General features: G+C 61.7%; 21 protein-coding genes. 14 read left to right on the top strand and 7 right to left on the bottom strand.

Going from position 1 to position 24,408, the window contains the following annotated elements; all coding sequences use genetic code 11:
* Positions 1-32: 32 nt before the first annotated feature.
* The 3 genes from amn to CAF77_RS17780 all read right to left on the bottom strand — a co-directional run bounded on the left by amn (position 33) and on the right by CAF77_RS17780 (position 5,818).
* Positions 33-1,532 (bottom strand): AMP nucleosidase, encoded by a 1,500-nt coding sequence (gene amn, locus CAF77_RS17790; protein ID WP_162130486.1) that lies wholly within the window; start codon positions 1,530-1,532, stop codon positions 33-35.
* 192 nt (positions 1,533-1,724) lie between these two features.
* Positions 1,725-3,374 (bottom strand): acyl-CoA dehydrogenase family protein, encoded by a 1,650-nt coding sequence (locus tag CAF77_RS17785; protein WP_085655010.1) that lies wholly within the window; start codon positions 3,372-3,374, stop codon positions 1,725-1,727.
* A 95-nt stretch (positions 3,375-3,469) separates the two neighbouring features.
* Complete coding sequence (locus tag CAF77_RS17780; RefSeq protein WP_085655008.1) at positions 3,470-5,818, bottom strand: hybrid sensor histidine kinase/response regulator; 2,349 nt, start codon at positions 5,816-5,818, stop codon at positions 3,470-3,472.
* A gap of 304 nt (positions 5,819-6,122) precedes the next feature.
* On the opposite strand from CAF77_RS17780, the gene CAF77_RS17775 reads away from it, so the two are divergent.
* The 4 genes from CAF77_RS17775 (at position 6,123) to CAF77_RS17760 (ending at position 9,643) form a co-directional block, all read left to right on the top strand.
* Complete coding sequence (locus CAF77_RS17775; protein ID WP_039771996.1) at positions 6,123-6,920, top strand: hydroxymethylpyrimidine/phosphomethylpyrimidine kinase; 798 nt, start codon at positions 6,123-6,125, stop codon at positions 6,918-6,920.
* Positions 6,921-6,944: 24 nt separating this feature from the next.
* Entirely contained in the window at positions 6,945-7,568 is a 624-nt protein-coding gene (gene thiE, locus CAF77_RS17770; RefSeq protein WP_085655006.1) for a thiamine phosphate synthase, read from the top strand.
* Between the two features lie 10 nt (positions 7,569-7,578).
* Entirely contained in the window at positions 7,579-8,862 is a 1,284-nt protein-coding gene (gene hemL, locus CAF77_RS17765; RefSeq protein WP_064382167.1) for a glutamate-1-semialdehyde 2,1-aminomutase, read from the top strand.
* A gap of 226 nt (positions 8,863-9,088) precedes the next feature.
* Positions 9,089-9,643: a tetratricopeptide repeat protein gene (locus CAF77_RS17760; protein WP_064382168.1), complete on the top strand. Its 555-nt coding sequence runs from the start codon at positions 9,089-9,091 to the stop codon at positions 9,641-9,643.
* A 98-nt stretch (positions 9,644-9,741) separates the two neighbouring features.
* On the opposite strand, the gene CAF77_RS17755 is transcribed toward CAF77_RS17760, so the two are convergent.
* Positions 9,742-10,071, bottom strand: a complete 330-nt coding sequence (locus CAF77_RS17755) for a DUF1820 family protein (RefSeq protein ID WP_027617776.1) — start codon at positions 10,069-10,071, stop codon at positions 9,742-9,744.
* 132 nt (positions 10,072-10,203) lie between these two features.
* On the opposite strand from CAF77_RS17755, the gene miaB reads away from it, so the two are divergent.
* From miaB to lnt, 5 genes are all read left to right on the top strand, one after another.
* Complete coding sequence (gene miaB / locus CAF77_RS17750) at positions 10,204-11,532, top strand: tRNA (N6-isopentenyl adenosine(37)-C2)-methylthiotransferase MiaB (RefSeq protein ID WP_064382169.1); 1,329 nt, start codon at positions 10,204-10,206, stop codon at positions 11,530-11,532.
* Between the two features lie 228 nt (positions 11,533-11,760).
* Positions 11,761-12,765, top strand: a complete 1,005-nt coding sequence (locus tag CAF77_RS17745; RefSeq protein ID WP_064382170.1) for a PhoH family protein — start codon at positions 11,761-11,763, stop codon at positions 12,763-12,765.
* Positions 12,758-13,252, top strand: coding sequence for an rRNA maturation RNase YbeY (gene ybeY, locus CAF77_RS17740; RefSeq protein WP_007958682.1), 495 nt, complete (start codon positions 12,758-12,760; stop codon positions 13,250-13,252). Before CAF77_RS17745 ends, ybeY begins: the two co-directional genes overlap by 8 nt.
* Before the next feature lie 5 nt (positions 13,253-13,257).
* On the top strand, positions 13,258-14,097 hold the full coding sequence (locus CAF77_RS17735) for an HlyC/CorC family transporter (protein ID WP_007909641.1): 840 nt from the start codon (positions 13,258-13,260) through the stop codon (positions 14,095-14,097).
* 14 nt (positions 14,098-14,111) lie between these two features.
* Positions 14,112-15,635 (top strand): apolipoprotein N-acyltransferase, encoded by a 1,524-nt coding sequence (gene lnt / locus CAF77_RS17730; RefSeq protein WP_064382171.1) that lies wholly within the window; start codon positions 14,112-14,114, stop codon positions 15,633-15,635.
* Between the two features lie 35 nt (positions 15,636-15,670).
* On the opposite strand, the gene CAF77_RS17725 is transcribed toward lnt, so the two are convergent.
* Positions 15,671-16,450 (bottom strand): YdcF family protein, encoded by a 780-nt coding sequence (locus CAF77_RS17725; protein WP_064382172.1) that lies wholly within the window; start codon positions 16,448-16,450, stop codon positions 15,671-15,673.
* Between the two features lie 105 nt (positions 16,451-16,555).
* Positions 16,556-16,879 (bottom strand): hypothetical protein, encoded by a 324-nt coding sequence (locus tag CAF77_RS17720; protein ID WP_039771843.1) that lies wholly within the window; start codon positions 16,877-16,879, stop codon positions 16,556-16,558.
* A 254-nt stretch (positions 16,880-17,133) separates the two neighbouring features.
* On the opposite strand from CAF77_RS17720, the gene leuS reads away from it, so the two are divergent.
* The 5 genes from leuS to CAF77_RS17695 all read left to right on the top strand — a co-directional run bounded on the left by leuS (position 17,134) and on the right by CAF77_RS17695 (position 23,200).
* Positions 17,134-19,740 (top strand): leucine--tRNA ligase, encoded by a 2,607-nt coding sequence (leuS, locus tag CAF77_RS17715; protein ID WP_085655004.1) that lies wholly within the window; start codon positions 17,134-17,136, stop codon positions 19,738-19,740.
* Between the two features lie 87 nt (positions 19,741-19,827).
* Entirely contained in the window at positions 19,828-20,433 is a 606-nt protein-coding gene (gene lptE, locus CAF77_RS17710; RefSeq protein WP_064382174.1) for an LPS assembly lipoprotein LptE, read from the top strand.
* A gap of 39 nt (positions 20,434-20,472) precedes the next feature.
* Positions 20,473-21,510: a DNA polymerase III subunit delta gene (holA, locus tag CAF77_RS17705; protein WP_085655002.1), complete on the top strand. Its 1,038-nt coding sequence runs from the start codon at positions 20,473-20,475 to the stop codon at positions 21,508-21,510.
* A gap of 141 nt (positions 21,511-21,651) precedes the next feature.
* Complete coding sequence (gene arfA / locus CAF77_RS17700; protein ID WP_007958672.1) at positions 21,652-21,816, top strand: alternative ribosome rescue factor ArfA; 165 nt, start codon at positions 21,652-21,654, stop codon at positions 21,814-21,816.
* A 61-nt stretch (positions 21,817-21,877) separates the two neighbouring features.
* Complete coding sequence (locus CAF77_RS17695) at positions 21,878-23,200, top strand: lytic murein transglycosylase (protein WP_085655000.1); 1,323 nt, start codon at positions 21,878-21,880, stop codon at positions 23,198-23,200.
* A 116-nt stretch (positions 23,201-23,316) separates the two neighbouring features.
* Here the strand turns inward: CAF77_RS17695 and CAF77_RS17690 are convergent, their stop codons facing one another.
* Entirely contained in the window at positions 23,317-24,267 is a 951-nt protein-coding gene (locus CAF77_RS17690; protein WP_085654998.1) for an LD-carboxypeptidase, read from the bottom strand.
* Positions 24,268-24,408: the final 141 nt, after the last annotated feature.

The raw sequence follows: 24,408 nt of genomic DNA, 5'->3' as shown, positions 1-24,408 counted from the left end.
TGCCCCGACCGCCAAATGACCACGACAAACCGTTAGCGGAACGGCGGTTCGTCGAAGCTGCGCAGTTTGCGCGAGTGCAGCGAATTGAGTTCGGTGCGCAGCAGATCTACTGCTTCGATGCCGATCTTCAAGTGCTGGCTGACCGCACGTTCGTAAAACGCGTTGGCCGAACCCGGCAGCTTGATCTCACTGTGCAGCGGCTTGTCCGAAACACACAGCAACGTGCCGTACGGCACTCGCAGGCGATAACCCTGGGCGGCGATGGTGCCGCTTTCCATGTCCACCGCCACGGCGCGGGACAGGTTAATCAGCGGTCGCTCCTGAGCCCAGCGCAATTCCCAGTTACGGTCGTCGTAGGTCAGCACGGTGCCGGTGCGCAGGCGTTTTTTCAGCTCTTCGCCTTTTTCTCCGGTGATGTTGGCCGCCGCTTGTTGCAGCGCCAGTTGCACTTCGGCCAGGGCCGGAATCGGAATGTTCGGCGGCACCACGCGGTCGAGGATCCCGTCGCGACGCATGTAAGCGTGGGCCAGCACGTAGTCGCCGATGGTCTGCGACTGACGCAGGCCGCCGCAGTGACCGATCATAAGCCAGCAATGCGGACGCAACACGGCCAGGTGGTCGGTGATGTTCTTGGCGTTGGACGGGCCGACGCCGATGTTCACCAGGGTCACGCCGTGGCCATCGCTGGCGATCAGGTGATAGGCCGGCATCTGGTAGCGGTGCCAGACCACGCCGGCGGCAATCGCCGAGGCTTCGCCATGATCCATGCCTTTTTCGATGATCACGTTGCCCGGCAACACCATGCGCACGAAACGCGGGTCGCGGCGCAGTTGTTCCAGACCATGGACGATGAACTGGTCGACATAACGGTGATAGTTGGTCAGCAGAATCCACGGCTGCACATGGCGCCAGTCACTGCCGGTGTAATGCACCAGGCGACGCAGCGAAAAATCGACGCGGGCCGCATCGAACAGCGCCAGCGGCAGCGGATCGGTGTTTTCCCAGTCGTAGAGCCCGTCGGCGATGCCATCGGTGGCGGCGGACAGGTCGGTACTCGGGAACACCCGCGCCAGTACCGCAGCGGTGACGCCGGAGCCGGCCAGTTCATCGCCCTGCTCGACCACGTACGGGTACGGAATGTTCTGCTCGCTGACCCCGACTTCAACGGTCACGGTAAAGTCATGCATCAGCGGAGTGAGCTGCTCGAGCAGGTATTTGCGAAACGCCGCCGGGTGGGTGACGGTTACGCTGTAGGTGCCCGGCAACTGCACCTTGGCGTAGGCGCGGGTGGTCTGCGGGACTTCGCCCTGGCAGTGATAGGTCAGACGCAGTTCGGGATAACGGAACAGGGCACGTTGCTCGGCGTCGGGCTCGACGCGATCCTTGAGATAACGCTTGAGCGCCGAGTTCAGCGCCGTGGTGGCCCGCTCATGCAGCTCGGCGAGACGATCCACGGCCTGTTCGGCGGTTTGAACGACAATAAACGCTTCGGTCACGATCAGCTTCCTGTGTTCTGACTTGCAGAGCTTCATCTTGCCTGCATCGTGGCGTCACGGAAACAGTGGCGTTGTGGGTTCACCCTAATCTTTCAAACAATGAAGATCCCTGTGGGAGCGGGCTTGCCCGCGATGAGGCCATCACATTCAACATCAAAGTTGACTGACAGGCCGTCATCGCTGGCAAGCCAGCTCCCACAGGGTTTTGTTGTGTCCGGGAGATCTGGATCAGAAACCTTGCGGCGTAGAGCGGGCAACGATGGCTTCGACATCCAGCCCGCGCGGCAACGCGCCGTAGACCCGCCCGCCACCGTTCAGGCGACTGGCGATAAAAGCATCGCTGACCGCCGAATTCCCGGCCTCCAGCAGCAGCTTCGCTTGCAGTCCCAAAGCGATGTCTTCGGTCAGTTGCCGAGCGCGGTACTGAATGTCACTGGTGTCCTTGAACTGCGCCTGCAATTGCTGAATGTGCGCGGCCAGTCGCTTGTCGCCATGACCGTCGCCCAACTCGCTGAACAACACATCGAGCACGCCCGGCTCTTTCGACAAGGCGCGCAACACGTCGAGGCATTGCACGTTGCCGGAGCCTTCCCACGTCGAGTTCACCGGCGCCTCGCGGTACAAACGCGGCAGGATGCTGTCTTCGACATACCCGGCGCCGCCCATGCATTCGGCGGCTTCGTTGATCATTGCCGGCGCGCGTTTGCAGATCCAGTACTTGCCCACCGCTGTCACCAAACGGGCGAACTGCGCTTCATGGCGGTCATCGAGATGATCCAGCGCCTTGCCCATGCGCAGGCTCAGGGCCAGCGCGGCTTCGCTTTCCAGCGCCAGATCGGCCAGCACGTTCTGCATCAGCGGTTGTTCGCTGAGCAGTTTGCCACCGACCTTGCGATGGGCGCAGTGATGGCTGGCCTGGGTCAGCGCCTGACGCATCAGCGAGCTGGAGCCGACCATGCAATCGAAACGGGTCATGGCCACCATCTCGATGATGGTCGGCACACCGCGTCCTTCCTCGCCGACCATCCACGCCAACGCGCCACGGAACTCCACTTCGCTGGAAGCGTTGGACTGGTTGCCGAGTTTGTTCTTCAGACGCTGGATGTAGAACTGATTGCGCGTGTCGTCCGGGCGATGGCGCGGCAGCAGGAAACAGCTCAGGCCCTTGTCGGTCTGCGCCAGCGTCAAAAACGCATCGCACATTGGCGCCGAACAGAACCACTTGTGGCCCACCAATTCATAGGCCTGACCCGGGCCGCTGGCACCGACCGGATAAGCCTTGGTGGTGTTGGCGCGCACGTCGGTGCCGCCCTGTTTCTCGGTCATCGCCATGCCGATGGTGACGCCGGCCTTGTGGGCCATGCCGACATTGCGCGGGTCGTATTCGGTGGCGAGGATTTTCGGCAGCCACTGCTCGGCCAGATTCGGCTGCAAACGCATCGCCGGCACGCTGGCGAAGGTCATGGTCAACGGGCAACCACTGCCGGCCTCGGCCTGACTGTGCAGATAGCTCATGGATGCGCGGGCGACATGGGCGCCGTCCTGTGGATGAGCCCAGGGTAACGACGTCAGACCATGCTCAATGGCGGTGCGCATCAGCTCGTGATACGCCGGATGAAACTCCACCAGATCGATGCGATGACCGTAGCGGTCATGGCTGGCGAACACCGGTTTGTTCTGGTTGGCGAGGAATCCGGCCTCCATCAGCGGCCCGCCGGCCAGCGCGCCGTAAGCATCGATCCGCGACTCGGCCCAGCCGGCGCCGAACCGCCGCGACCACTCCTGCAATGGCAGGTCAATGCGGTACAGGTTGGTGCCGTCCAGCGACGGTGGCTGGTTGGTGACTTCGTGGGTTTCGGCGAACTGATGCAGGTTCATGACGGGGCTCCTTGATCGGCCAGAGCTTCAGTTAAGCACCGCCCCGGAACCGATCAAAGTGTCATATCGGCCTAATTGCCGGCGCTTTCACCCTGTCAGCGACTCAACACCCGTCGCTGCATCGCAACCTGCAGATCCTCGAATTTCACTGGTTTGCTCAGGTAATCGATCGAGCCACCCGACGCGCAATGCTCCCGATCCGCCCCCAGCGCGATCATGAACACCGGCAGATGGGCGCATCCCGGCAGGTCACGAATCTGGCAACACAGCGATGCTCCGTCCAGCGGCGGCAACTGGCAGTCGATCAGCACCGCATCGAAGCGCTCGCGCTGCAAACAGTCGAGCGCCGCCGCGCCGTGGTCGGCGGTGCGCACCCGGAAACCGAGCTTGAGCAACATGCCGCGCATCACCAATTGATTGACGCTGTTGTCGTCCACCAGCAGAACGGTGCAATCCTGCGGCGCGCGCACGGTGTCGCGACTGAACGCGGGCACGGTTTCCACTTCCGGCAGCTCAAATTCAACATCCAGTTGAAAGCGGCTGCCGCTCCCCGGCTCGGAGCGATGGGTCAACTTGCCGCCGAGCAATTCCACCAATTGACGGCAGATCGCCAGACCGACGCCCAGCCCACCGTATTCGCGGGTCATCGAACCGTCGAGCTGGAAGAACCGCTGATACAGCGTGGCCTCGCCCAGATCGGTGAAACCGATACCGGTGTCGATCACCGCGAAGGACAGCGCCAGCCGATTGTCCGTCGACGGTTTGCCGGTGACCCGCAACGCCAGACCGCCGACGCGGGTGAACTTGATCGCGTTGTCCAGCAGGCATTCCAGGCATTGCGCGAGTTTGGCGCTGTCGCCATGCAGGCGATCCGGCAGGGTCGGCTGCACGTCGACCTTGAAGTCCAGCGACTTGCTCGAAGCGTTGCCATCGAACTGCATCCGCAACGCCTCGACCACCCCGCGCAGGCTGAAACTGCCCGGCGTTGCCTTGAGTTTGCCGGCCTGCAACTCGGTCAGCGTGAGGATGCCGTTGACCATGCGCATCATGTCCCGCGCTGAACCGGCGGCGGTCTGCTGGTATTGCTCCAGTTCCGGATCGAGTTCGACGGTCTGCATCAGCTCCAGCGAGCCGATCACGCCATTCATCGGCGTACGCAGTTCGTGAGTGAGGGTCGCGAGGAATTCGTCCTTGAGCTTGTTGCTGTGGGCCAGTTGCTGGTTCAGCACTTCAAGTTTCTGGCCGGCGTCGAACAAGGTCTGCGCCTGTTGTTCGCGCATGGCGTTGATGCGGTCGGCCAGCGCCAGTGACAGTAGCGCCACTTCGATGGCCGAACCGATCTGGCTGGCGTACATGGTCAGGAACACATTCGGCAGCAGGCCCAACACCATCATGGTGTTGACGATGCCGCCGATCAGGAACGCCGACCAGGCAATGATGAAATAACGCGCCACCCGCAGGCCGCGCCACCAGGCCAGGATCCCGGCGGCGAAGATCACTACGGTGAAGGTCAGGGCCAGGGTCGTCGCCAAGCGCAGGGCCAGACCGTAACTGGTCATCAACGACAGGCCGATCACCACGGCGCCAAAAACGATCAGAGCGATCAGCAGGCGATCGAGCCAGCGGCTGTGGTTCCTGGTCTGCAGGAAACTGCGGGCGAACTGGCTGCCGAACAGCCCCGCGCAACCGATGAAAAATGGCGTGGCGGCGTTGGCCCACCATGGATTGTCCGGCCAGAAATACTCGACCGCCGCGCCATTGACCGACAGCTGATAAAGGCCGAACGAGGCGATATAGAAGATGTAATAGAGGTAACTGGTGTCGCGCACGCTGAGGTAGATGAACAGGTTATAGACCAGCATCCCCAGCAGCACGCCATAGATGACCCCCAGCACGTACAGGCGCACCGGCTGGTCTTCGAGGTACGCGGTGCTCGACCACAACGTCACCGGCGCCTGGATCGAGCCTTCGCTGGACAACCGCAGATAGACGGTTCGCTGCTGATCCGGCTTGAACGCCAGGTCGAACAGGTAATTGTTCTGGCGGATCTCGCGACTGGCGAACGGCAAGGCGTCCCCGGTCTGCCGCACCAGACGATAGTCACCTTCCGCATCGGGCAGATACAGGTCGAGATGATCGAGCGGCGGATACGCCAGTTCCAGCAGCCAGCTGCGTTGCGCCGACGGGTTGGTCGGGCGGTAATGCAGGTCGATCTTCAGCCAGAACGCCGAGCGCGAATAACCGGCATTGAGCGTGGTTTTATCATGGGGTTTGAAGTTTCCGGCGGCGGCTTGCGCGCGGACGTCGGCAATGCTCGCCTGACCGCTCGGGTCTTCGAACACTTGCAGGGATCGACCCAGCGGGAGGCTCTGGGTGAACTCGTCGAATTCGACGGCGTTTGCCAGGAGGGGCAAACAGAACAACATCATCAACAAATAGCGCATTGAAGCCCCAGCGTGGCTTGGCCGGTTGTGTCAGGAAGCCCCCCATTCCCTTTGAGATGACGTAAAACCGGTATTACCTGTTATTGGTTTGGATCCACTCTAGCATAGCCGTTGATGGCCATTGAGCACCATGGAAATTTTTCCTACAAAGGCTCTAGAACGGGCGTTCCAGAGCAGAACACCGGACTAGAGCTGTTGACTCGGTCAGATTGTGACAACCGATGCCGTTCCCCGTACCCATGTCATCGGCCGCGCGCTGCGCCACAACACCCGAAAAACAGGTTTGGTGGTAAGCTCGCGCACCATGAATATCTACAGCTCACGCCCCGTTGTCCTCTGTCTCTCCGGCCACGATCCCAGTGGTGGCGCCGGCTTGCAGGCAGATATCGAAGCCCTGCTCGCTCAGGGTTGCCATGCGGCTCCGGCCGTCACCGCCCTGACCGTGCAAGACACGGTCAACGTCACTGACTTTCGCGTCCTCGACCGTGAGTGGGTACTGGCCCAGGCCAATGCCGTGCTCAACGACTCCGAAGTCGCGGCGGTGAAACTGGGCATGCTCGGTTCCCTGGAAATGGTCGACACCGTCGTCGAACTGCTTCAGGCGCACCCGCACTTGCCAGTGGTCTGCGACCCGGTGCTGCGTGCCGGCGGCGGCGGACGCCTGGGCAAGGACGAAGTCGGCTACGCCATGCGCGAACGCCTGCTGCCGCTGTCGATCATCGCCACCCCCAACCTTCCCGAAGCCCGGATCCTTGCCGAACTGCCGGAAGGCACCGCGGACGAGTGCGCTGAAAAACTCCTGCCGTTCATCAAGAACCTGCTGATCACTGGCGGTCACGGCGACGAAACCGAAATCCACAATCGCCTGTACAGCCGCGACGGCCTGCGCGAAACCTTCAAGTGCCAGCGCCTGCCGGGCAGCTATCACGGCTCCGGCTGCACGTTGGCCAGCACCCTCGCCGGCCGCCTGGCACTGGGCGAAAACCTTGCCAGCGCGGTGCGTACCGCGCTGGATTACACCTGGCGCACCCTGCGCGATGCCGAACAGCTGGGCAAAGGCCAGTTCGTGCCGCGTCGCCTGCCGCTGGATTTCTGTTCCTGATGTTTCGAGCCTGAGGTCTGCGCGATGAAACTACGTGGCCTGTATGCCATCACCGACAGCCAGTTGCTGGCCGGCAAGTTTCTGTCTTACGTGGAGGCGGCGCTGGAAGGCGGCGTCACCCTGCTGCAATACCGTGACAAGAGCAGCGACGAGGCCCGCCGTCTGCGTGAGGCCGAAGCCCTGCGCGATCTGTGCGAACGCTACAAGACGCAACTGATCATCAACGATGACGCCGAACTGGCCGCGCGTTTGAACGTCGGCGTGCACTTGGGCCAGACCGACGGCCCGCTGTCGCCAACCCGCGCCCTGCTCGGTTCGAAAGCAATTATCGGTTCGACCTGCCACGCACAGCTTGAACTGGCCGAACAGGCCGCCAAAGAGGGCGCGAGTTATGTCGCCTTCGGTCGCTTCTTCAATTCCAATACCAAACCCGGTGCACCGAGTTGCAGCCTCGATCTGCTCGACGAGGCCAAACGCACCCTGCACCTGCCGATCTGCGCGATCGGCGGCATCACCCTCGACAACGCCGCGCCGCTGGTGGCCCACGGTGTCGATCTGCTGGCCGTGGTCCATGGCCTGTTCGGCGCCGACAGCAGCGCCGAAGTGACCCGCCGCGCCCGCGCCTTCAATGAATTACTAAAAGTCTGAGAGCCCGATCATGTCTCGTTCCGAAACTCTGTTTGCCAACGCCCAGAAACACATTCCCGGTGGCGTGAACTCGCCGGTGCGCGCGTTCAAGAGCGTTGGCGGCACGCCGCTGTTCTTCAAGCACGCCGAAGGCGCCTACGTCACTGACGAAGACGACAAGCGTTATGTGGATTACGTGGGCTCCTGGGGTCCGATGATCCTCGGCCACAGCCACCCGGAAGTGCTGGATGCGGTGCGCAACCAGTTGCAGCACGGCCTGTCCTACGGCGCGCCGACCGCGATGGAAACCGAGATGGCCGACCTGGTCTGCTCGCTGGTGCCGTCGATGGAAATGGTGCGCATGGTCAGCTCCGGCACCGAAGCGACCATGAGTGCAATCCGTCTGGCCCGTGGTTTCACCGGCCGCGACAGCATCATCAAGTTCGAAGGCTGCTACCACGGTCACTCCGACAGCCTGCTGGTCAAGGCCGGTTCCGGTGCACTGACCCAGGGCGTACCAAGCTCTGCCGGCGTACCCGCAGCGTTCGCCAAACACACCCTGACCCTGCCGTTCAACGACATCGATGCGGTTGAAAAAATGCTCGCCGAAGTCGGCCAGGACGTCGCCTGCATCATCGTCGAGCCCGTGGCCGGCAACATGAATTGCGTACCGCCGGCGCCGGGTTTCCTCGAAGGCCTGCGCAGCCTGTGCGACAAGCACGGCGTGGTGCTGATTTTCGACGAAGTGATGACCGGTTTCCGCGTCGCCCTCGGCGGTGCCCAGGCTTACTACGGCGTAACCCCGGACCTGACCACCTTCGGCAAGATCATCGGCGGCGGCATGCCGGTCGGCTGCTTCGGCGGCAAGCGCTCGATCATGGAGCGCATCGCACCGCTGGGCCCGGTCTATCAGGCAGGCACCTTGTCGGGTAACCCGTTGGCAATGGCCGCCGGCCTGACCACCCTGCGCCTGATCAGCCGTCCGGGTTTCCACGCCGAGCTGACCGACTACACCACGCGCCTGCTCGACGGCCTGCAACAGCGCGCCGACGCCGCCGGCATTCCGTTCGTGACCACCCAGGCGGGCGGCATGTTCGGTCTGTACTTCAGCGGTGCCGACGACATTGTGACGTTTGAAGACGTGATGGCCAGCGATGCAGCACTGTTCGGCCGCTTCTTCCACCTGATGCTGGAAGGTGGCGTGTACCTGGCACCGAGCGCCTTCGAAGCCGGTTTCACCTCGATCGCCCACGGCGAAGCCGAGTTGAAACTGACCCTCGACGCCGCTGAGCGCGCCTTCGCCAAGTTGAAGTAAAACGCCCCGCCGCTGACGTTGGCCATTGCCAGCGTCAGCGTTCTCCTACATCCGCACGCCTTTTCCGACACGCCTGCCAAAAATCTCCCATAAAGTGGGCGATATATTTCCCGCGCAGCAGAAAATCGAGTAAAGACTTTGTAAGGATGGCCCTGCTTATTTCATAATGCGCGCTTATTGGATCCCTCGACGGGTCCGCGCGCCCTTCAGAGGTAAGTCGATTCCCATGAACCGCACCGGCCGCACCCTTGCCTTGGGCTGCCTGTTGCTCCTTCAGCCGCTGCTCGCACATGCACAAGCAGGCGGCAACTCGTTGTTGATCCCGGCGATGGGTCGCTGCACCCTCAATACTCAGCCGCAAGATGTCACGCAGGCCCTCGCTGCCTGCCAAAAGGCGGCGGATGAGGGGGATGCGCAAGCGCAATACGAGTTGGGTGAGTTCTACTACGACGGCAAGAACGCGCCGCGCGACCTCAATCAAGCCCTGAACTATTTCGAAAAGGCCTCGCTGCAAGGCCATGCCCAGGCGCAATTCAAGCTCGGCACCATGTTCTTCCACGGTGAAGGCGTGCAGGCCAACAACATTCAGGCGTACATCGTGCTGAAGATGGCGGCGGTCAACGGCGCCGAAGACGCGCTCGACACCGCCGACGAAGTGTCCGAAAAGATGTCCCGCGAAGACCTGGAAACCGCGACCCAGGTGCTCGGGCAAATTTTCCGTAAATACCTGATGGAACTGCAGAACGCCGACGGGCGTACGCCGTTTTCGCCCCTGCCCTGACTAACGATAGCTCTCGCTCTTTGCGTCACCGACGCGGAGCGTCGAAGGCGGCATTCCCACGCAGAGCATGGGAACGATCACTTCCATAAAGTCCGGTTTTACTTCTCAGGCATCGGCATCGGAAACGGCATCACGTTACCAACGCCGCCACGGGCTTCACTGATCTTCGGCGTGCCCAGACGCTCGACCTCGTCGATGCGCACGATCGAGTGCATCGGCACAAAGCTGCGCACCACGCCTTCGAACTGCGCCTTGAGCTTTTCTTCGCTCGGGTCGACGACCACTTGCGTGCGCTCGCCAAAGACGAACTCTTCCACTTCCAGGAAGCCCCACAGATCACTTTGATAGATCTGCTTGGCGTACATTTCGAACACCTGGCCCTGGTTGAGGAAAATCACCTTGTAGATTGGAGCTTCGCGTTTGGTCATGGCGGGCGGACGACATCGGGGTAAAAATGAGGGCGCGAACTATAGCATAGCCACCGGACGCACAGCGGTAGGAACCTGAGGACATGTTCCCTATAATGCGCGGTTCTTTGAACCACGTGACGACCCTATTCCATGGCCAAGAAGCTTTACATTGAAACCCACGGTTGCCAGATGAACGAGTACGACAGCTCGCGCATGGTCGATCTGCTGGGCGAACACCAGGCCCTGGAAGTCACGGCGCGCGCCGAAGATGCCGACGTGATCCTGCTCAACACCTGCTCGATCCGCGAACGCGCCCAGGACCGGGTGTATTCCCAGCTCGGACGCTGGCGCGAACTGAAACTGGCCAACCCGGACATGGTGATCGCCGTCGGCGGTTGCGTGGCCAGCCAGGAAGGTGCGGCGATCCGCGATCGCGCCCCGTATGTCGACGTGGTGTTCGGCCCGCAGACCCTGCACCGCCTGCCGGAAATGATCGACGCCGCGCGCATCAGCAAGCTGCCGCAAGTCGACGTGTCGTTCCCGGAAATCGAAAAGTTCGACCACCTGCCGGAGCCGCGCATCGACGGCCCGAGCGCCTACGTGTCGGTGATGGAAGGCTGCAGCAAGTACTGCACGTTCTGCGTGGTGCCTTACACCCGTGGCGAAGAAGTCAGCCGACCGTTCGACGACGTGATCGCCGAGATCATCCACCTGGCCGAAAACGGTGTGCGTGAAGTGACCCTGCTGGGGCAAAACGTCAACGGCTATCGCGGGCTGACCCACGACGGTCGCCTGGCGGACCTGGCCGAACTGATCCGCGTGGTCGCGGCGGTCGACGGCATCGACCGCATCCGCTACACCACTTCGCATCCGCTGGAATTCTCCGACAGCCTGATCCAGGCCCACGCCGAAGTGCCGGAACTGGTCAAGCATCTGCACTTGCCGGTGCAGTCGGGTTCGGACCGGATCCTGGCCGCGATGAAACGCAACCACACGGCGCTGGAGTACAAATCCAAGCTGCGCAAACTGCGCGCCGCCGTGCCGGGTATCTGCATCAGTTCGGACTTCATCGTCGGTTTCCCCGGGGAAACCGAGAAAGATTTCGAACAGACCATGAAGCTGATTGCCGACGTCGGTTTCGACTTTTCCTACTCGTTCGTCTACAGCCAGCGCCCGGGCACCCCGGCCGCCGATCTGGCCGACGACACCCCGGAAGAACTGAAGAAAGAACGCCTGAACGCCTTGCAGCACCGTTTGAACCAGCAAGGGTTCGAGATCAGCCGACAAATGGTCGGTTCGATCCAGCGGATTCTGGTGACCGATTATTCGAAGAAAGACCCGGGCGAGCTGCAAGGGCGCACCGAGAATAACCGTATCGTCAACTTCCGCTGCGATAATCCGACCCTGATCGGCCAGTTCGCCGACGTCCACATCGACGCGGCGCAACCGCACTCGCTGCGCGGCTCGCTGATCCAGTAACAAATATCAGAAACACTGAGAATTCTGTGGGAGCTGGCTTGCCAGCGATAGCGGTACGACAGGCGACATATTGGTCGGGGCTGATGGCCTCATCGCTGGCAAGCCAGCTCCAACAGTGGCCTGCATTGTTCTTGAGAACAGGCTCATCCATTTAAGAGCTTTCGCACCCACGCCGCTGGCGTTATCCTTCAATTCATCCCAATTGCCCCAGGGCGGCTAAATACGACCTTGAACGCACCCATCGAACCACATCGTTTCATCCTCGAGCCCTTTGAGGCTCGCCGCTTCGCCAATCTGTGCGGGCAGTTCGACGAGCACTTGCGGCTGATCGAACAGCGCCTGGCCATCGAGATCCGCAACCGCGGCAATCAGTTCGAGCTGATCGGCGAACCCAAGCACACCACCTCCGCGGAAAACCTGATTCGCCGCCTGTACCGGGAAACCAAGGGTTCAGAGCTGTCGCCGGATACGGTTCACCTGTTCCTCCAGGAATCGGCCGTCGAGCAACTGGACAACCCCGCCCCCGCCGAAGCCTCCGTCGCCCTGCGCACCAAGAAAGGCATGATTCGCCCACGCGGCTTGAATCAGTTGCGCTATGTGAAGGAAATTCTCGGCAACGACATCAACTTCGGCATCGGCCCGGCCGGTACCGGCAAGACTTACCTGGCTGTCGCCTGCGCCGTCGATGCGCTGGAGCGCGAGCAGATCAGGCGCATCCTGCTGGTTCGTCCGGCGGTCGAAGCGGGTGAAAAACTCGGCTTCCTGCCCGGCGACCTGTCGCAAAAGATCGACCCGTACCTGCGCCCGCTCTACGACGCGCTCTACGAAATGCTCGGTTTCGAATACGTGGCCAAGCTGATCGAACGTCAGGTGATCGAAGTCGCGCCGCTGGCCTACATGCGCGGTCGCACGCTGAACAACAGCTTCATCATTCTCGACGAGAGCCAGAACACCACCGTCGAGCAGATGAAGATGTTCCTGACCCGGATCGGTTTCGGCTCTACGGCCGTGATCACCGGCGACATCACCCAGGTCGACCTGCCGCGCGGCACCAAATCCGGACTTCATCACGTCATCGAAGTCCTGAAAGATGTGCCGGGCATCAGCTTCACCCACTTCCAGCCCAAAGACGTGGTGCGCCATCCGTTGGTGCAACGCATCGTCGAAGCCTACGAGCGCTTCGAGACGCGTTTGGCCGATGAAGCGCCAAAGGATACTCGCCACGATGCTTGAGCTTGACCTGCAAATCGCGACCGAAGCGTCTGCGCCGACCGAAGCCGAGTTCCGCCAATGGTGCGAACTGGCCCTGCGCCAGCGCACAGCCGACTCGGAAATGACCATTCGTCTGGTCGACGAGGAAGAAGGCCGCGAACTGAATCACACCTGGCGGCACAAGGATTACGCGACCAACGTCCTGTCCTTTCCCGCCGAAGTGCCCGACGAGTTTCTCGATATTCCGCTGCTGGGCGATCTGGTGATCTGCGTGGCGGTGGTCGAGCGCGAAGCCGCCGAACAGGGCAAGGAACTAAAGGCCCACTGGGCACATCTGGTCATTCACGGCTGCTTGCATCTGCTTGGTTACGACCATATAGATGACGAGGAAGCCGAGGAAATGGAAGCACTGGAACGCGAGTTGCTTGCCGAATTGGGTTATCCCGATCCGTACGCGGACGACGAAACCGAAACATCCCCTACTGTTACAACAAAGGATTCAGAGTAATCGCTATGAGCGAAGATCGATCGAGCAACGGGCAAAAGTCATGGCTGGGTAAACTGACCCAGGCTTTTGCCCACGAGCCGAAGAACCGCCAGGAGCTGCTTGAGCTGCTGCGCGATGCACATCAGAACAAACTGCTGGACAGCGAAGCGCTGGCCATCGTCGAAGGCGCCATCCAGGTGGCTGACCTGCAGGTTCGCGACATCATGGTGCCGCGCTCGCAGATGATCAGCATCAAGGCGACCCAGACTCCCCGCGAATTCCTCCCTGCCGTGGTCGACTCGGCCCACTCGCGCTACCCGGTCATCGGCGAAAGCCATGACGACGTGATGGGCGTGCTGCTGGCCAAGGATCTGCTGCCGCTGATCCTCAAGGAGAACGGCGACAGCTTCAACATCAAGGACCTGCTGCGCCCGGCCACTTTCGTGCCGGAGTCCAAGCGTCTGAACGTGTTGCTGCGTGAATTCCGCGCCAACCACAACCACATGGCCATCGTCATCGACGAATACGGTGGCGTGGCCGGTCTGGTGACTATCGAAGACGTGCTCGAGCAGATCGTCGGCGACATCGAAGACGAGCACGACGTCGAAGAAGACAGCTACATCAAGCCGCTGCCCAGCGGTGATTTCCTGATCAAGGCCCTGACGCCGATCGAGAACTTCAACGAGTTCTTCGACAGCGAATTCTCCGACGACGAGTTCGACACCGTCGGCGGGCTGGTGATGAGCGCGTTCGGGCACTTGCCAAAACGCAACGAAATCACTGAAATCGGCGCCTATCGTTTCCGCATCCTGAACGCCGACAGCCGTCGGATTCACTTGCTGCGACTCACGCCAATCGCCCGGTAAATTTAAGGACTGAAATGCGCTGGACAACCCGCCCCGGCTGGCCCGGTAATCTGCTGGCCGTGGCGGCCGGTGCAATCACCACTTTCGCGCTGGCACCGTTCGATCTCTGGCCGCTGGCGTTACTGGCAGTCGGCCTGTTCTATGCAGGCCTGCGCGAGCTGAGCCCGCGCCAGGCGCTGGGCCGTGGCTGGTGCTTCGGTTTCGGCCTGTTCGGCGCCGGCACCAGCTGGATCTATTACAGCATCCACCATTTCGGCGGCGCCTCGGTGCTGCTGGCCGGTTTCCTGATGCTGATCTTTACGGCAGCGATTGCCTGGTTCTTCGCCCTGCCCGCCTGGCTGTGGGCACGCTGGTTGCGGCGTAACGAGGCGCCGGTGGCTGACGCACTGGCGTTTGCGGCGCTGTGGGTCGGCCAGGAAGCTTTCCGTGGCTGGTTCCTCACCGGTTTCCCGTGGCTGTATTCCGGGTACAGCCAGCTTGACGGCCCACTGGCCGGACTCGCGCCAGTGGGCGGGATGTGGCTGGTGTCGTTCGTTCTCGCGCTGACCGCTGCACTGATCTACAACGCACCGCGCCTGCTGCAAACCCGCCGCAAAGTCTTCATCGCTGCCGGCCTGGTATTGCTGATCGGGCCATGGGCGGCAGGCATCGCGCTCAAGGGCCATGCCTGGACCAGCCCGGCCGGCGCGCCTCTCACCGTTGCCGCCATCCAGGGCAACGTCGCGCAAAGCATGAAATGGGACCCGGCCGAGCTCAACGCGCAGCTGGCGCTGTACCGCGACCTGAGTTTCCGCTCCAAACCGGTCGACCTGTTGATCTGGCCTGAAACCGCCGTGCCGGTGCTCAAGGAGTCCGCCGAGGGCTACCTGACCATGATGGGCAACTTCGCCGCCGAGCGTAAATCGGCGCTGATCACCGGTGTGCCGATCCGAGAAACGGTCCGTCACGAAAAACGCTTCTTCAACGGCATCACTGTGGTCGGCGAAGGCGATGGCACTTATCTCAAGCAGAAGCTTGTGCCGTTCGGCGAGTACGTACCACTGCAGGACATCCTGCGCGGGCTGATCGCATTCTTCGACCTGCCGATGTCCGACTTCGCCCGTGGCCCTTCCGATCAGGCGTTATTACAGGCCAAGGGGTATCAGATCGCGCCATTCATCTGCTACGAAGTGGTTTATCCGGAATTCGCCGCTGGCCTGGCGGCACGCAGCGATCTGCTGCTGACGATCAGCAACGACACCTGGTTCGGTACCTCCATCGGCCCCCTGCAACACCTGCAAATGGCGCAGATGCGTGCACTTGAAGCCGGTCGCTGGATGATTCGCGCGACCAACAACGGCGTGACCGGGCTGATCAACCCTTTCGGGCAGATCACCGAGCGTATCCCGCAGTTCGAACAGGGCGTGCTGTACGGCGAAGTGGTGCCGATGCATGACCTCACACCGTACCTGCAATGGCGCTCGTGGCCGCTGATCATCCTGTGCGTGGTGCTGTTTGGCTGGGCGCTGATGACCAACCGGATATCCAAGACCCTCTGAAAACCCGCTCACTCCCGCGTTCAGCGCGGGAGTGATCAATCGGTGCTGTCACCCCCTCGGTAGAACAGTGAATAGCCGATCTGCCCCACCGCCTCGTTCATCAACTGCCCGCTTTGCCAGATCGACTTGAATTCCGGCAGCCAGCCGCCAAACGGTCGCGCATTGTCCGTGCCGAGGAAACCGACCGGCGCCGGCACGACTTCGAACCCGGCCTGTTGATAGCTCCACACCGCACGCGGCATGTGCCAGGCCTGAGTCACCAGCACGATGCGTTTGACGCCTTCGGGCAACAATATCCTGGCGCTGAAGGCAGCATTCTCCCACGTGGTGCGGCTCTCCCCTTCCTGCCAGCGCACCGTCACACCGAAGTCATCGCGCAACGAATCGGCCATCAGTTTGGCTTCGGTCGGCGGCGTACCGTAATGCAGGCCACCGCTGGTCAGAATCGGCAACCCCGATGCCTTGGCCAGTCGCGCCGCGTAACGCTGCCGTTCAAGCCCGACACCGGTCGGTTGATCTTCGCCCCAGGCCAGATCGCCGCGCTCGCGACCGGAGCCCAGCACCACAATCGCATCGGCGCGTTGCGCCAGACTTGCCCATGAATCCCGCGCCAGCGGCGGCTCGCGCTCCAGGGCCTTGGCACCCCATTGCACGACCACCGGCAGACTCATCAGCAAGAAGCCGCCAAAACCCAGGGCAAAGCACAGCCCGGCCAGTCGCGGCCGCGAACGTCGCAGCCACCAGGCGACGAGCAGCAGCAACAAGAGAACGCCTGGCGGCAACAGAAGTTGTTTAATGAAATAACGAAAAGGCATCGAGCATCTCCAAAGATGCCCGAAGCCTAAGTGGGTTGATACACCGCGACAACCAGTAGGGTCGGATCCCGTTGAAAAAGATCCGCTTTTTGACCTGCCATGCGTTTACTTGGCCTGCAGAGTCCGCACTTTGACGGCATCTCTGCCGGGTGCCTTGTCCTTGAGCCAGATGACCTTGGCCGAATGGGCAGCATCGAGCTGTTTCACTGCTTGTGACAGGTATCCGTGGGTTTCACGCTCACTGCGATCCAGATAGGCCTTGACCAGTTTGAACTCGGCGGGACTCAAGCCACGCAATTCCAGCTCCAGGGGGCGCTCGTCGCGCAGCCGGCCAGCGGTTTTTGCCGCGTCCAGGGCCATCCCCAGACGATCGATCAACCGCTCGTACAACTCGGGTTTGGTAACGTTTTTTTGCTGTGACTCCACCATCCCTCACCTCATTGAAGATAAGACTCACTCCCCAGTTAGAGCTTAGCTTCGCTGCACAAACCGGCTGCGCGCCGCGACCAACGGCCCTCGCCGCGATTTCGGCCAGTCAAACGGCTGCAATCAGGGTTTCCCTAGGCCAAGCGCGGTCATGTATGCTACGGCGCTTCCTGTAACTCCACTTCCAGCTCGTCCGACATGCCCGGGACGTCGCATTGAAGAGGATTAGGCCACCCCTATCCAGTACAAAAGTAGCCATGCACGAACAATATCAGCCCCGTGAAATCGAAGCCGCCGCCCAATCGTTCTGGGACGAGCAAAAGTCCTTTGAAGTCAGTGAACAACCAGGCAAGGAGACTTACTACTGCCTGTCGATGTTCCCTTACCCCAGCGGCAAGCTACACATGGGGCACGTGCGCAACTACACCATCGGCGACGTGATCTCCCGCTACCAGCGCATGCTTGGCAAGAACGTTCTGCAACCGATGGGTTGGGACGCCTTCGGCATGCCGGCGGAAAACGCCGCAATGAAGAACAACGTGGCCCCGGCCAAGTGGACCTACGAAAACATCGCCTACATGAAATCCCAGCTGCGCAGCCTGGGTCTGGCGGTTGACTGGTCGCGGGAAGTCACCACCTGCAAACCGGATTACTACCGCTGGGAACAATGGCTGTTCACTCGCCTGTTCGAAAAAGGCGTGATCTACCGCAAGAACGGTACCGTGAACTGGGACCCGATCGACCAGACCGTACTGGCCAACGAGCAGGTGATCGACGGTCGCGGCTGGCGTTCCGGCGCGCTGATCGAGAAACGCGAAATTCCGATGTACTACTTCAAGATCACCGCCTACGCGGATGAACTGCTGGAGAGCCTCGACGAACTGACTGGCTGGCCTGAGCAGGTCAAGACCATGCAGCGCAACTGGATCGGCAAGTCGCGCGGGATGGAAGTGCAGTTCCCGTACAACGTCGATTCGATCGGCGAAAGCGGCACCCTGAAAGTCTTTACCACCCGTCCGGACACCCTGATGGGCGCGACTTATGTCGCCGTGGCTGCCGAGCACCACCTGGCTGCTCTTGCCGCCAAAAACAACCCAGAGCTGCAAGCGTTCATCGCCGAATGCAAGGGCGGCAGCGTCGCCGAAGCCGACGTCGCCACTCAAGAGAAGAAAGGCCTGCCGACCGGCCTGTTCGTCGAGCACCCACTGACCGGCGAAAAACTGCCGGTGTGGGTCGCCAACTATGTACTGATGCACTACGGCGACGGCGCGGTCATGGCTGTGCCGGCGCACGACGAGCGCGATTTCGAATTCGCCCACAAGTACAACCTGCCGGTCAAATCCGTGGTGCGCACCAGCTCCGGTGACACCAACCCGGCGCCATGGCAAGACGCCTACGGCGAGCACGGCACGCTGATCAACTCCGGCGAATTCGACGGCCTGGACTTCGCTGGCGCGTTCGACGCCATGGAAGTCGCGCTGATCAAGAAAAACCTCGGCGCCTCGCGCACCCAGTTCCGCCTGCGCGACTGGGGTATCAGCCGTCAGCGCTACTGGGGCTGCCCGATCCCGATCATCCACTGCGATGCCTGCGGTGACGTGCCGGTGCCGGAAGATCAACTGCCGGTCGTCCTGCCGGAAGACGTGGTGCCGGACGGCGCCGGTTCGCCGCTGGCACGCATGCCCGAGTTCTACGAGTGCACCTGCCCGAAATGCGGTCAGCCTGCCAAGCGTGAAACCGACACCATGGACACCTTCGTCGAGTCGTCCTGGTACTACGCCCGTTACGCCTCGCCGCACTTCGAAGGCGGTCTGGTGGAAAAATCCGCGGCCGACCACTGGTTGCCGGTGGATCAGTACATCGGCGGTATCGAACACGCCATTCTTCACCTGCTGTACGCGCGTTTCTTCCACAAGCTGATGCGCGACGAAGGCCTGGTGAGCTCCAACGAGCCGTTCAAGAACCTGCTGACTCAAGGCATGGTGATTGCCGAGACTTACTATCGCCGCGAAGCCAACGGCGCCTACACCTGGTTCAACCCGGCGGACGTCGATCTCGAACGCGACGGCAAGGGCAACGTCACCAGCGCCAGACTGAAAACCGACGGTCTGCCGGTGGAAATCGGCGGCACCGAGAAAATGGCCAAGTCGAAGAACAACGGCGTCGACCCTCAATCGATGATCGACCAGTTCGGCGCGGACACCTGCCGCCTGTTCATGATGTTCGCCTCGCCGCCCGACATGAGCGCCGCGTGGTCCGACTCCGGCGTTGAAGGCTCGCACCGCTTCCTCAAGCGCGTCTGGCGTCTGGCTCAGGCTCACGTCACTCAGGGCCTGCTGGGCAAACTGGACATCGCCGGCCTGAACGACGAGCAGAAAGCCGTTCGTCGCGCGATCCACCAGGCCATCAAGCAGGCCAGCCACGATGTTGGCCAGAACCACAAATTCAACACCGCCATCGCCCAGGTGATGACGCTGATGAACGTGCTGGAAAAAGCAGCACAATCCACTGAACAGGATCGCGCGCTGGTTCAGGAAGGTCTGGAAGCCGTTACGCTGTTGCTGGCTCCGATCACCCCGCACATTTGCCATGAACTGTGGAATCAACTGGGCCACGCCGACCCTGTGATCGACGCCGGCTGGCCAGTGGTGGATGAAAGCGCACTCGTTCAGGACAGCCTGACACTGGTCATCCAGGTCAACGGCAAACTGCGCGGCCAGATCGAAATGCCGGCTGCCGCGACCCGTGAAGAAGTCGAAGCGGCAGCCCGCGCCAACGAGAACGTGCTGCGTTTCGTTGACGGCCTGACGATTCGCAAAGTGATCGTAGTGCCCGGGAAACTGGTCAATATCGTCGCCAGCTAATTGGATCGGGCGTCAGGTGTGCCTGACGCCCAGTAAAACCTTTCGGGCCACAGAGTCGGCCCACATGGTTTCAAGGGGAGCAACACAATGATCAAACGCAATCTGCTGGTGATGGGCCTCGCCGTCCTGTTGAGCGCCTGCGGTTTCCAGCTGCGTGGTACCGGCACCACCGAACTGACGATCAAGGAACTTGATCTGAGCGCCCGCAACGCCTACGGCGAAACCGTGACGCAACTGCGTCAGGTGCTGGAGGCCAGCGGCGTCAAGGTCGTTTCCGGTGCGCCGTACAAGCTTTACCTGTCCGATGAGCAGGAAAGCCAGCGCATCCTCAGCTACGCGGGCGCCGGTCGTACTGGCGAGTATCAGGTAAATACCGTGCTCAGCTACGACATCCGTGGCGACAAGAACCTGCTGCTCAAAAGCGACAAGCTTGAAGTGCAGAAAGTGTTCATCCACGACGGCAACAACCTGGTGGGTTCCGACCAGGAAGCCAACGATGCACGTAACGAGACACGCCGCGAGCTGGTACAGCGCATGATGCTGCGCCTGCAACAGCTGACTCCGGCTCAGCTGGATGCCCTGCAGCAGACCGCCAACGCCCGGGCCAAGGCAGAGGCCGACGCCCTCGAAGCGGCGCAGAAGGCTGAAGCGGAAACCCCGCGTCAGTCGCCGCTCGAACTGCCGCAGCAGTAAGACGTACGGGGCGCTCAGGCGCCCCGTTCGCCGTTTCTTATGAAGCTCGCTCCCGCCCAACTCGGCAAACACCTGCAAGGCGCCCTCGCGCCGGTCTACATCATCAGCGGCGATGACCCGCTGCTGTGTCAGGAGGCCGCCGACGCCATTCGCTCCGCTGCCCGTCAGCAAGGGTTCGACGAACGCCAGGTCTTCGCCGCCGACGCCAATTTCGATTGGGGCACATTGCTGCAGGCTGGCGCCAGCATGTCGCTGTTCGCCGAAAAGCGCCTGCTGGAACTGCGCCTGCCTTCCGGCAAACCCGGTGACAAGGGCGCTGCCGCACTGATCGAATACTGCTCGCGCCCGGCTGAAGACACGGTGCTTCTGATCAGTCTGCCGAAGCTCGACGGTAGCGCGCAGAAGACCAAGTGGGGCAAGGCGCTGGTCGAGGGTCAGCAGACCCAGTTCATCCAGATCTGGCCGGTGGATGCCAACCAGTTGCCGAGCTGGATTCGCCAACGCCTGTCCCAGGCCGGCTTGTCGGCCAGTCAGGACGCGGTCGAACTGATTGCCGCGCGGGTCGAAGGCAACCTGCTGGCCGCCGCGCAAGAGATCGAAAAGCTCAAGCTGATGGCCGAGGGCGGGCAGATCACCGTTGAAACCGTGCAGGCGGCTGTGGCCGACAGTGCGCGTTTCGACGTGTTCGGCCTGACCGACGCGGTGCTCAATGGCGAACCGGCCCACGCTCTGCGCATGCTCGAAGGGCTGCGCGGTGAAGGAGTCGAGCCGCCAGTGATCCTCTGGGCCCTGGCCCGGGAGTTGCGCCTGCTGGCCAACATCTCGTTGCAATACAGCCAGGGCACGCCGCTGGACAAGTGCTTCAGTCAGGCCAGGCCGCCGGTCTGGGACAAGCGTAAACCGCTGATGAGCAAGGCCCTGCAACGCTACTCGGCGCAACGCTGGGCGCAGTTGCTGCTCGAAGCCCAGCGCATCGATGCGCAAATCAAGGGCCAGGCGGCGGGCTCGCCGTGGATGAGCCTGAGCCGGTTGGCGCTGCTGATGGCCGGTCAGCGCCTGACGTTGCCTGCCGAATGAAACTCGGGATCGCGCTCTGCGATCCCGTTTTTTTACCGAGTCCATTTCCTACAGAACATCCCGCCCTCGGTCCTATAGACAGCGGCTTGAGATCGGCAGATTATCTGCCGCGCAAAACCTCACTCAATCGAGAGAATCCTCATGAGCAAAAAGCCATCGAAACATGGCCACAACAAGGCCAAATCCATCGTCGCCCAACCCCTGTTCCGCAGCCGCCAGGAACGACCCACCAAGGGTAAAGGCAGCTACCGCCGCGAAGCCTTCCAGTCTGACAGCTGGGAGGCTTCTTACTTTCTGGCCGCTTGAAGCGCAGCACCCCTTCCTCATGTTAAGGTCTGCACCTGATTTGTATTCCCTGGACCTGTGCATGCCCTTCAGTCTTTCCCGTCGTTGGCCCATTCGCCAACTGATCGCTGCCTCCAGCTTCATACTGCTCGTCGCCTGCGCGGAAAAACCCACCGCCGCCGACGCTCAACCGCTCAAGACCGTTCCCGTTACCACAGCCCCAGCGGTCATCCCGCCGGTAGTGCCGTCCGGCGACGACCTCGACCTGCAACCGACCCAGACCTTTGCCGAATGGCAGGCTGGTTTCCGCAAGGACGCTCTGGCCGCCGGCATCCGTGCCGACCTGTTCGACCGCGCCTTCGCCAATGTCAGCTTCGATGCCAGCGTGATTCGCGCCGACCGCAGCCAGCCGGAGTTCGCCCGGCCGGTCTGGGAGTACCTGGACGGTGCCCTTTCGCCGTTGCGCGTGCGCAAAGGGCAGGCCCTGATCAGCCAGTACGCCGATATCCTGCAAAGCATCGAACAGCGTTATGGCGTCGATCGCCAGGCGCTGGTGTCGGTGTGGGGGATGGAAAGCAATTTCGGCCAGTTCCAGGGCAACAAATCGGTGATCAACTCTCTGGCCACCCTGGCCTATGAAGGCCGCCGCCCGGGCTTTGCCCATGCCCAGCTGATCGCGGCACTGCAGATTCTGCAACAGGGCGACATCACGCCGGAGAAAATGCTCGGTTCCTGGGCCGGCGCCATGGGCCAGACCCAGTTCATCCCGACTACCTACAACACCCACGCCGTGGACTTCGACGGTGACGGTCGCCGCGACATCTGGGGCAGCCCGGCTGACGCATTGGCCTCCACCGCGCATTACCTGCAAAGCTCCGGCTGGCAGCGTGGCCAGCCGTGGGGCTTCGAAGTCCAGCTGCCAAGCGGTTTCGACTACACCCTGGCCGACGGCGCGATTCGTAAAAGCGTTGCTGAATGGCGGCAACTGGGCGTGATCCTGCCGAACGGCGGCCAGGTGCCGGCCGGCTCCGAGCAACTGTCCGCCGCCCTGCTGCTGCCGGCTGGCTACCGTGGCCCGGCGTTCCTGATCCTCGATAACTTCCGGGCGATCCTCAAGTACAACAACTCGTCGTCCTACGCACTGGCCGTCAGCCTGTTGTCCGAGCGCTTCAACGGCGCCGGCCTGATCAATGGCACCTGGCCAAAGGATGACCTGCCGCTGAGCCGCACCGAGCGGATCGAACTGCAGAACCTGCTCACCGCGCGCAACTACGACGCCGGTGCGGCAGACGGGATCATCGGTGCCAATACGCGCAAGGCGATCCGCAGTGCGCAGCAGTCGTTCGGCTGGCCGGCAGATGGTTATCCGACGCACAAGCTGCTTGAAAGCCTGCGTAACCAGTAAAAGCGTCGCGGGCAAGCCCACTCCCACAGGTTTAGAGGTGATCGCAGTTCTGCGTACAACCTGAAAACCGTGGGAGCGGGCTTGCCCGCGATGACTGACTATCAGGCGATCAGTTTCTATGCCTTGATCACCACATCCTGCTCCAGCATCAATTCCTTCTTCCCCGCATCCAGTCGAACCAGCGCCCCCAACGGCAGCGTCAGGTTCGGATCACAGTGCCCGCTACGCCATCCTGACAGCACCGGAATCCGCAGCGGCTCGAAGGTCTGCTTGAGCAGGCGATTCAGCGCATCGACATCCACCCCCGCAATATCCCCGACCAACACGCCGCGCAATCGGGCCAACTTGCCCGCCAGTCGCATCTGGGTCAGCAAACGGTCGATTCGATACAGCGGCTCGTTGATGTCCTCGATGAGCAGAATCACCCCTTCGACGTCAATTTCATAAGGCGTGCCCAAGGTCGCGGCGATCATCGCCAGATTGCCTCCCTGCAAACGCCCGTGGGCAATGCCGGGCTCCACGGTGGTCAATGGATAGGCCGCCGGATGACTCAGTACACTCCCGGCCTTCAACTGACCGCGCAGCATGGCGAAGAACGAGGTCACCGTCGGCGGTTCCTTGTCCCCCAGCAGATCGGCATTCAGCAGCGGCCCGTGAAAGGTCACGAAACCGGCATAACGACTGATGGCCAGATGCAGTGCGGTGATGTCGCTGTAACCGACGAAGGGCTTGGCATGGCGGCTCAGCAGGTCGTAATCGATGCGATCCAGCAACCTTGGCGTACCGTAGCCACCGCGCAGGCAAATGATCGCATCGACCTCTTCGTCAGCGAACGCCGTGTGCAGATCGTTGAGCCGCACCTCGTCGCTGCCGGCCAGATAGCCATCCTTCTCGTAGACGCCAGGGAACACCCGCAAACCGTAGCCCCGGGCGCGCATCCACTGAACGGCCCTTTCAGTGTCCAGCGTGCCGGGGCCGGCAGGCGCAATGACGCCTATCAGCCCTTCCGACGGCAGCGCGGGCACAGGCTTGTGCGGGAAAAGGGTGTGGGTTGGTCGAACGGTCATCCATGGATCTCCCTGTGTAAAGTCATGCTCACACAGTAGTCAGGAACGGCGACAAACAGAAGGGGCTCCGCCACGCCGCAGGTTGCGGGAAAAGTCAGCAACGAGTGTAGGCCAGACAAAAAAATGCCCGCCGGGCGCTAA

It is taken from the genome of Pseudomonas sp. R15(2017), from assembly GCF_002112685.1.
In the GTDB taxonomy this organism is placed as follows: Bacteria; Pseudomonadota; Gammaproteobacteria; order Pseudomonadales; family Pseudomonadaceae; genus Aquipseudomonas; species Aquipseudomonas glycinae.
The sequence above is the reverse complement of the archived record's forward strand: the minus strand, read 5'-3'. Positions and strand labels throughout refer to the sequence as shown.

What these genes read in the sequence shown, in the direction of transcription:
- amn (WP_162130486.1), bottom strand. Translation starts at nt 1,532, where the DNA reads ATGAAGCTCTGCAAGTCAGAACACAGGAAGCTGATCGTGACCGAAGCG.
- CAF77_RS17785 (WP_085655010.1), bottom strand. Translation starts at nt 3,374, where the DNA reads ATGAACCTGCATCAGTTCGCCGAAACCCACGAAGTCACCAACCAGCCA.
- CAF77_RS17780 (WP_085655008.1), bottom strand. Translation starts at nt 5,818, where the DNA reads ATGCGCTATTTGTTGATGATGTTGTTCTGTTTGCCCCTCCTGGCAAAC.
- CAF77_RS17775 (WP_039771996.1), top strand. Translation starts at nt 6,123, where the DNA reads ATGAATATCTACAGCTCACGCCCCGTTGTCCTCTGTCTCTCCGGCCAC.
- thiE (WP_085655006.1), top strand. Translation starts at nt 6,945, where the DNA reads ATGAAACTACGTGGCCTGTATGCCATCACCGACAGCCAGTTGCTGGCC.
- hemL (WP_064382167.1), top strand. Translation starts at nt 7,579, where the DNA reads ATGTCTCGTTCCGAAACTCTGTTTGCCAACGCCCAGAAACACATTCCC.
- CAF77_RS17760 (WP_064382168.1), top strand. Translation starts at nt 9,089, where the DNA reads ATGAACCGCACCGGCCGCACCCTTGCCTTGGGCTGCCTGTTGCTCCTT.
- CAF77_RS17755 (WP_027617776.1), bottom strand. Translation starts at nt 10,071, where the DNA reads ATGACCAAACGCGAAGCTCCAATCTACAAGGTGATTTTCCTCAACCAG.
- miaB (WP_064382169.1), top strand. Translation starts at nt 10,204, where the DNA reads ATGGCCAAGAAGCTTTACATTGAAACCCACGGTTGCCAGATGAACGAG.
- ybeY (WP_007958682.1), top strand. Translation starts at nt 12,758, where the DNA reads ATGCTTGAGCTTGACCTGCAAATCGCGACCGAAGCGTCTGCGCCGACC.
- CAF77_RS17735 (WP_007909641.1), top strand. Translation starts at nt 13,258, where the DNA reads ATGAGCGAAGATCGATCGAGCAACGGGCAAAAGTCATGGCTGGGTAAA.
- lnt (WP_064382171.1), top strand. Translation starts at nt 14,112, where the DNA reads ATGCGCTGGACAACCCGCCCCGGCTGGCCCGGTAATCTGCTGGCCGTG.
- CAF77_RS17725 (WP_064382172.1), bottom strand. Translation starts at nt 16,450, where the DNA reads ATGCCTTTTCGTTATTTCATTAAACAACTTCTGTTGCCGCCAGGCGTT.
- CAF77_RS17720 (WP_039771843.1), bottom strand. Translation starts at nt 16,879, where the DNA reads ATGGTGGAGTCACAGCAAAAAAACGTTACCAAACCCGAGTTGTACGAG.
- leuS (WP_085655004.1), top strand. Translation starts at nt 17,134, where the DNA reads ATGCACGAACAATATCAGCCCCGTGAAATCGAAGCCGCCGCCCAATCG.
- lptE (WP_064382174.1), top strand. Translation starts at nt 19,828, where the DNA reads ATGATCAAACGCAATCTGCTGGTGATGGGCCTCGCCGTCCTGTTGAGC.
- holA (WP_085655002.1), top strand. Translation starts at nt 20,473, where the DNA reads ATGAAGCTCGCTCCCGCCCAACTCGGCAAACACCTGCAAGGCGCCCTC.
- arfA (WP_007958672.1), top strand. Translation starts at nt 21,652, where the DNA reads ATGAGCAAAAAGCCATCGAAACATGGCCACAACAAGGCCAAATCCATC.
- CAF77_RS17695 (WP_085655000.1), top strand. Translation starts at nt 21,878, where the DNA reads ATGCCCTTCAGTCTTTCCCGTCGTTGGCCCATTCGCCAACTGATCGCT.
- CAF77_RS17690 (WP_085654998.1), bottom strand. Translation starts at nt 24,267, where the DNA reads ATGACCGTTCGACCAACCCACACCCTTTTCCCGCACAAGCCTGTGCCC.